We start from the raw sequence: 7,595 nt of genomic DNA, 5'->3' as shown, positions 1-7,595 counted from the left end.
GGTCGACGTAAACCCACCGCCGCACCCGCGCCCGCGACCCGTCGCCCCGGCACCGCCGGCGCGACTTCCGAAAGGACAACTCATGACCTTCTCTCCCGCAGTCAGGGATCGCCGCGCGGCCGCCGCGGCCAATCTGCGCCGGCTGCTCGAGCCGGCCGGCATCGCGTTCGTCGGCGGACGCGGCATCGCGGGCGCCGTGCAGCGCTGTCGCGACTACGGCTACGCCGGCGCCATCTGGCTCGTCAACCCGAACCATGCGGAGATCGACGGCGTGCGCTGCCATGCAAGCGTCGCCGACCTGCCCGCCGCGCCCGATGCCGTGTTCGTCGCGGTGCCGGCGCGGCAGGCGATCGACGTCGTGCGCGCGCTCGCCGAACGCGGTGCCGGCGGCGCAATCGTGTACGCGTCGGGCTTCTCCGAAACGGGCGCCGACGGCGCCGCACTGCAACAGACGCTCGTCGACGCGGCCGGCGACATGGCCGTGCTCGGCCCGAACTGCTACGGGCTGATCAACGGGCTGAACGGCAGCGCGCTGTGGCCGGTCGCACACGGTGCGCCGCGCGTCCAATCGGGCGTCGCGGTGATCACGCAGAGCGGCAACCTCGCGTACAACCTGTCGATGAGCGCGCGCTCGGTGCCGTTCGCGTACCTGGCGAGCGTCGGCAACCAGGCGTCGGTCGACGTCGCGCGCCTCGTCGATGCGTTCGTCGACGATCCGCGCATCCGTGCGATCGGCGTGCACCTCGAAGGGCTGAAGGACGTGCGCGCATTCAGCGAGGCCGCCGCACGCGCACTCGCACGCGGCGTACCGATCGTCGCGCTCAAGAGCGGCACGTCGACGCTCGGCGCGCAGCTCGCGATGAGCCACACGAGTTCGCTCGCGGGCTCCGATGCGCTGTACGACGCACTGTTCCGGCGGCTCGGCGTGATCCGCGTGAAGGACCCGGTCGGCCTCGTCGAGACGCTGAAGCTGCTCGCGATCGCCGGGGTGCCCGAGCGCCGCACGCTCGCCGCGCTGGCGACGTCGGGCGGCGATGCGGGGCTCGTCGCCGATCTCGGCGAAGCGCGCGGCATCGCGTTCCCGCCGGTTGGCGACGCGGGGCGCGATGCGCTCGGCAACGTGCTGCCCGCCTACGCGACGATCGCGAACCCGCTCGACTTCACGACGACGCCGTGGGGCGACCGCGACAAGATGCGCGCGTGCTGCGACGCGCTGCTCGCGGACCGCCCGGGCGCGGCGGCGATGATCCTCGACTATCCGCAGGAAGCGACCGGCGAGCGGCCGCTGTGCGACATCGCGGCGAATGCGTTCGCGGCGTCCGCGCGCCAGCACGGCGTGGTCGGCGCGGTGATCTCGGTGTTCCCCGATCTCACGCCGCCCGATCACGCGGCGCGCATGGCCGCGGCCGGCATCGCGCCGCTGCAGGGGCTCGCCGACGGGATCGACGCGATCGGCGCGGCAATGACGTACGGCGACACGCGCCGCCGCGTGCTCGACGCCGATGCGCTGAATGCGCTGCCGGTGCTGCGCGCCGGTGACGGCGGCGGCACCGCGACGCTGCACGACGAATGGGCGAGCAAGCGGATGCTGGCCGCGCACGGGCTCGACGTGCCGCCGGGCGAATGCGTCGCGCCCGCCGACGCGCCGGCCGCCGCGCAGCGGCTCGGCTTTCCGGTCTGCGTGAAAGTGGTCAGCGATCGTCTGCCGCACAAGACCGAGGCCGGCGCGGTCGCGCTGAAGCTCGGCTCGCCGGAAGCCGTGGCTGCCGCGGTCGAGCGGATGACCGAACAGGTCGCGCGTTACGCGCCCGACGTGCAGGTCGAGCGCATCCTCGTCGAGAAGATGGCCGACGCGCCGCTGCTCGAACTGATCGTCGGCGTGAAGCGCGAGCCGAATTTCGGCCTCGCGCTCGTGCTCGGCACCGGCGGCGTGCTGGTCGAACTGATCCGCGATACCGCGACGCTGCTGCTGCCGGTCCGCGAAAGCGACGTGCGCGACGCGCTGCTCGGGTTGAAGCTCGGGCCCCTGCTGACAGGCTATCGCGGGCGGCCGAAGGCCGATCTCGATGCGGTGGTCGCGAACGTGATGGCGATCGCGCGCTTCGCGCACGCACATGCCGATACGCTCGTCGAGCTCGACGTCAACCCGCTGCTGGTGATGGAACGCGGCGCGGTGGCCGTCGATGCGCTGGTGCGGCTCGACGCATGACGCCGGCCTGAAACGCAACGGCCCGCTCACGCGATACGCGAGCGGGCCGTTGCTTGCCGAACACGAAGCACGCGAGGCCGTTCAGATCACCTTGCCGGGATTGAGCAGCCCGAGCGGATCGAATGCGTGCTTGAGGCGGCGCATCGCGGCGATCTCCGCGTCGCTGCGCGAGCAGCCGAGCCAGTCGCGCTTGTAGCGGCCGATTCCATGTTCGGCCGATACCGAGCCGCCCACATCGCGTACGAGCGGATACAGCACCGCATCGACGTCATGTGCGCTCTCGCCCGCCGCATACGGCGCCGATACGCACACGTGCAGGTTGCCGTCGCCGAGGTGGCCGAAGAAGAATACGTGCGCACCGGGCCAGCGTGCGTTCAGCGCGCGATCGCACGCTTCGACGAACGCGGCCGTCTCGCGCGGCGGAATGCCGACGTCGAAATTGACCAGACCCGGCAGCGCGTCGATCGCGAGCCCTTCGCGCACCGTCCAGAACGCCTGTGCGTCGGCCGCATTCTGTGCGAGCGCCGCGTCGTCGATCAGCCCGCGTTCGAGCCAGTCGGCCAGCACGGCTTCGAACCGCTCGGCCGTCTGCGCGGCGTCGCCGCTCGCGCATTCGATCAGCACCTTGACGCCGTCGTCCGCCGGCAGCGGCGCGCGCATGCCTGGCGTGTGCGCGCACACGTAGCCGTAGAACGCCGGCCACATCACCTCGAAGCTGAGCAAGTCGGAACAGGCGGTGCGCGCGGCGCGCAGCAGCGCGAGCGCCGCGGCCGTATCGCGTACCGCGCACAACGCGGTCGACGGCGCGGCGAGCCGCGGATGCAGCCGCAGCACGACTCGCGTGACGACGCCGAGCGTACCTTCGCTGCCGACGAAGATCTGCCGCAGGTCGTACCCCGCGTTGTTCTTCAGCATCTTGTTCAACGAGCCGAGCACGGTGCCGTCGGCCAGCACGACCTCTAGGCCGAGCACCTGCTCGCGCGTGGTACCGTAGCGGATCACGCGATTGCCGCCCGCATTGGTCGCCACGTTGCCACCGATCTGGCACGACCCGCGCGCGCCGAGATCGATGCCGAGCGCGAACCCGGCTTCGTCCACCGCCTGCTGCAGCGCTTCCAGCGGCGTGCCGGCCCACGCGGTGACGGTGGCCGCGTCCGCGTCGATCTCGATCACGCCCGTCATCCTTTCGAGCGACAGGACCACGTCGTGCGCGCGCGGCTCGGCACCGGCCGCGAGCCCCGTCATCCCGCCCTGCGGCACGACCGTCTGCCGGTGCGCGGTGCAGATCGCGAGCGCGCGGCTCACGTCGTCGACGCTGCGCGGGCGCAGCACTGCGCGCGGCCGTACGCCGGCCGCCTCGCCGTAGTTCGTGAAATGGCGCGCGCCGATCGCGTCGCCTGCGCTCACGCAATCGGCACCGAGCGCAGCGCGCAGCGCGGCGACGACGTCGCCGCTCGAGGAAGAATCGGACATGATCGACGGGGCCGGCCGTACCCGGCCCGCAGGCGTGTAAGGATCAGAAATTATGCCGCATGCCGATGCGCGCGGCGGCCTGCGTGCGGCTCGTCGACGGCGTGAAGCTGTAGCCGATCACAGCGTCCACGCCGTTCGATGCCCGCATCCAGTCGACCGCCGCATACACGTCGGTGCGCTTGGACAGCGCGTAGTGCGTGCCGAGCGCGACTTCGTGCCAGTGATGGCCTTCGAACGTCGTGTACTGATAGCCCGCGACGAGCGACAGCGGCACGGTCGCCTGGTACAGGCCGCCCGCCTCGTACACGCGCATCGTCGACGATTGCCCGTAGCCCTTGAACGTCGTGTTGCTGAAGTCCGCGTTGAGCGTCAGCTTGCCGAACGTGTACGACGCGCCGATCCCGAAGATCGATTGCGAGTCGACCGAGAACGGCGTCGAGTCGTGCAGGTCGGTCACCGCGCCCGTCGCCGGATCGACGGTCGCGACCGTCTGCCCGAGCATCGTGCGCACGCCGATCTGCGCATACGGGTCGAGCGCCGCGAGGCGGCGCGGCGCATTGAGCCGCGTGTAGTTGCCGCCCGCCGCGAAATCGCCGCGCGTGTAGCTTGCGCCGACGCTCCACGCGCTGCCGTCGTGGAAGCTGCCCGCGTCGTTGCTGAACGAATACATGCCGCCGACCACGAGCCCGTGGAAGCTGTTGCTGACGAACTTCACCGCGTTCTGCAGCCGGTCGCCGCTCTGCCGGTCGAAGTCGCCGAGGTGCACGCCGTAGCCGCTGCCGAACGCGCTGACGTTGTACGCGGCCGTGAAGTCGAATGCGAAGTCGTACTGATTGCCGAACGTCAGCGTGCCCCAGTCGTTGCCGAGCCCGACGTATGCCTGCCGCCCGAACATCGCGCCGCCCTGGTTCAGCCTGCCGGTGCCGAGCCGGAACCCGTTCTCGAGCTTGAACACGGCCTTGTTGCCGCCGCCGAGATCCTCGGTGCCCATCAGCCCGACGCGGTTGCCGTACGACACGCCATCGTCGAACAGGTACGCATGCGCGCCGCCCGCATTGTTCACGTAGGTGATGCCGCCGTCGATGATCCCGTACAGCGACACGCTGCTCTGGGCGTGTGCGTGGCCGTGGACCATCACCGACATCATGCCGGCCAGCAGGAAGCGCTTCTTCATTTTCGGTGTCTCCGGTTTCCGCGCGACGCGGATCGATTTTTCGTTGTGGTTGAACGCCGCCCGCCTGCTTCGCTTCGGCATCGCGGCGCTGGCGAGTATAGGTTTCGTTGAATGAATGTTCAATCCGTGTCGGCACGAAACGGCACCGGTGTTTACACGCATCGGCGATTTCATTATTGAAAAAACGTTCAACCCGTCATAACATCGTCGGGCAGCCCCGCGGACGACGTGCGGGCCCGTTCCGAACCTCGGAGTGCACTGGATGACGACCACCCTCAGCCCCGCTGCCGAGCCGCGCCTGCGCTCGGCCTACGAAGGACAGAAGTCGCGCCCGTACGACCCGGCCGCGCCGATCGCGACGCCGCTCGAACTGCATCGCTGCACCGTGCAGCCCGAGTGGGTCGACTACAACGGCCACATGAGCGAATCGTGCTACCTGCTCGTGTTCGGCGACAGCAGCGACGCGTTCTTCCGCTACTTCGGCATCGACGACGACTATCGCGCAGCCGGTTGCTCGATCTACTCGGCGGAAACGCATATCCGCCATCTGCGCGAAGCGATGCTCGGCGAGCCGCTGCGGCTCACGGTGCGGCTGCTCGACATGGACGACCGGCGGCTGCACGTGTTCCATTCGATGCATCACGCGACCACCGGCGCGCAGCTCGCGACCGGCGAACAACTGCTCACGCACGTCGACATGCGCGCGAAACGCTCGGCGCCGTTTCCCGATGCGATCCGCCGGCACCTCGACGCGATTCACGCCGAACATGCGCGCGCGCCGCACGAGCGGCACGCGAGCCGCGCGATCGCGATCCGCCACGCGGCCGCCGCTTCACGCTGACCACCCCGAACCCCGACGGAGCCCCACATGCAGACGAACGACGCCTGGCGCACGCGCGCCGGCCAGCTCGACATCGATTCCCGCGCCTTCGTCGATGGCGCATTCCGCGACGCGCACGACGGCGCCACCTTCACGTGCACGAGCCCGATCGACGGCCGCGTGCTCGCGCAGGTCGCGCATTGCCGGCAGGCCGACGCGGATGTCGCGGTCGCCGCCGCGCGGCGTGCATTCGAAACCGGTGCGTGGCGCGACGCGTCGCCGCGCGAACGCAAGCGCGTGCTGCTGCGCTGGGTCGCGCTGATCCGCGAGCATGCAGGCGATCTCGCACTGCTCGAAACGCTCGACACCGGCAAGCCGATCGGCGACACGACCACGATCGACATTCCGTCCACCGCGTACTGCGCCGAGTGGTTCGCCGAGGCGATCGACAAGACGGGCGGCGAAGTCGCGCCGGCGGATGCGCATCTCGTCGGGCTCGTCACGCGCGAGCCGATCGGCGTGGTCGCGACGGTCGTCCCGTGGAATTTCCCCGCGATGATCGCGATGTGGAAATGCGCACCGGCGCTCGCGGCCGGCAACAGCGTCGTGCTGAAGCCGTCGGAGAAATCGCCGCTGACTGCGCTGCGGCTCGCGGCGCTCGCCGCGCAGGCCGGGCTGCCGGCCGGCGTGCTGAACGTGCTGCCCGGCTTCGGCGATGCGGGCGAGGCGCTCGCGCGGCATCCGGACGTCGACTGCATCGCGTTCACCGGGTCGACCGCGGTCGGCCACAAGGTCGCGCGCTGCGCGGCCGATTCGAACCTGAAGCGCGTATGGCTCGAACTCGGCGGCAAGTCGCCGCAGATCGTGCTGCCCGACTGCCCCGACCTCGAACGCGCGGCGCGCACCGTTGCGCATGCGGTGTTCTACAACACCGGGCAGATGTGCACGGCGGGTTCGCGGCTGCTCGTGCATCGCGCGATCCGCGACGAACTCGTCGCGCGCGTGCTCGCGATCGCGCCCGAGTATGCGCCCGGCGATCCGCTGTCGCCGGATACGCGGATGGGCAGCCTGATCGATGCGGCGCAGGTCGAGCGCGTGCTCGGCTACGTCGACGCGGGCCGCGACGAGGCAACGCTGCTCGCCGGCGGCAGGCGCGCGCGCACGGACAGCGGCGGCCAGTACGTGGAGCCGACCGTGTTCGATTGCCCGCGCGCCGATGCGCGGATCGTGCGCGAGGAGATTTTCGGGCCGGTGCTCGCGGTGACGGCGTTCGACGATCTCGATACGGCCGTCGCGCTCGCGAACGACACGCGCTACGGGCTCGCTGCGTCGGTGTGGACCGCCAACCTGGCGACCGCGCACGAAACCGCGCGCCGGCTGCGGGCCGGCACGGTATGGGTGAACGGCTACGAGGAAACGGACGACATGAACTTCCCGTTCGGCGGCTTCAAGGAGTCGGGCAACGGGCGCGACAACTCGCTGCACGCGCTGGAGAAGTACACCGAGTTGAAGTCGACGGTGATTAGGTTGCGGTGATGTGCGGGCATCCGGGAACACGGATGCATCGCGACGTTTCGTTGCTGCGACGTCAAATGCATCCGCTCCCGTCCGAACTCGTCGGTCGCGAGGTGAGCGCCTTTTCAAAGTCCGAATCTATCGGCCCGATCAAAGGCACGAGCCAGGCCCAGTTGTCCTGCACCGCCGCGTTCGGGCTCGCTACAGAGTCACGGGAATTGCCCGCGCCTCCGAACGCTGTATCGTCGGGAAGGCGTTCAGCTTTGGCTTCGGTGGTTTCAAACGTTTTCGTCGACGTCATCAGATTCTCCCGCGGCCTGTGTCATGGCACCGGAGTCTGACGAAAAGCTTTCACGCGCGTCAATTCATTCTTATCAGGAAACAATCAATCGCCGTCCGGCGAT

The 7,595-nt window shown here is 69.6% G+C and carries 6 protein-coding genes; 3 read left to right on the top strand and 3 right to left on the bottom strand.

The features are described from left to right. Positions 1 to 82: 82 nt before the first annotated feature. A complete protein-coding gene (locus O1Q03_RS06965; protein WP_269502400.1) occupies positions 83 to 2,209 on the top strand; it encodes an acetate--CoA ligase family protein in 2,127 nt (708 codons plus the stop codon). A gap of 81 nt (positions 2,210 to 2,290) precedes the next feature. On the opposite strand, the gene O1Q03_RS06960 is transcribed toward O1Q03_RS06965, so the two are convergent. Further along, positions 2,291 to 3,682: an FAD-binding oxidoreductase gene (locus tag O1Q03_RS06960; RefSeq protein ID WP_269502399.1), complete on the bottom strand. Its 1,392-nt coding sequence runs from the start codon at positions 3,680 to 3,682 to the stop codon at positions 2,291 to 2,293. Between the two features lie 43 nt (positions 3,683 to 3,725). Then, positions 3,726 to 4,856, bottom strand: a complete 1,131-nt coding sequence (locus O1Q03_RS06955; protein ID WP_269502398.1) for a porin — start codon at positions 4,854 to 4,856, stop codon at positions 3,726 to 3,728. 262 nt (positions 4,857 to 5,118) lie between these two features. On the opposite strand from O1Q03_RS06955, the gene O1Q03_RS06950 reads away from it, so the two are divergent. After that, on the top strand, positions 5,119 to 5,697 hold the full coding sequence (locus tag O1Q03_RS06950) for a thioesterase family protein (RefSeq protein WP_269502397.1): 579 nt from the start codon (positions 5,119 to 5,121) through the stop codon (positions 5,695 to 5,697). A gap of 27 nt (positions 5,698 to 5,724) precedes the next feature. Then, entirely contained in the window at positions 5,725 to 7,212 is a 1,488-nt protein-coding gene (locus tag O1Q03_RS06945; protein ID WP_269502396.1) for an aldehyde dehydrogenase family protein, read from the top strand. A gap of 52 nt (positions 7,213 to 7,264) precedes the next feature. Here O1Q03_RS06945 and O1Q03_RS06940 read toward each other — a convergent pair whose 3' ends face one another. Continuing rightward, a complete protein-coding gene (locus O1Q03_RS06940) occupies positions 7,265 to 7,492 on the bottom strand; it encodes a virulence-associated protein (protein ID WP_269502395.1) in 228 nt (75 codons plus the stop codon). Positions 7,493 to 7,595: the final 103 nt, after the last annotated feature.

Origin of the sequence: Burkholderia sp. IMCC1007 (genome assembly GCF_027257875.1) — a bacterium.
Classification (GTDB): Bacteria; Pseudomonadota; Gammaproteobacteria; order Burkholderiales; family Burkholderiaceae; genus Burkholderia.
The sequence above is the reverse complement of the archived record's forward strand: the minus strand, read 5'-3'. Positions and strand labels throughout refer to the sequence as shown.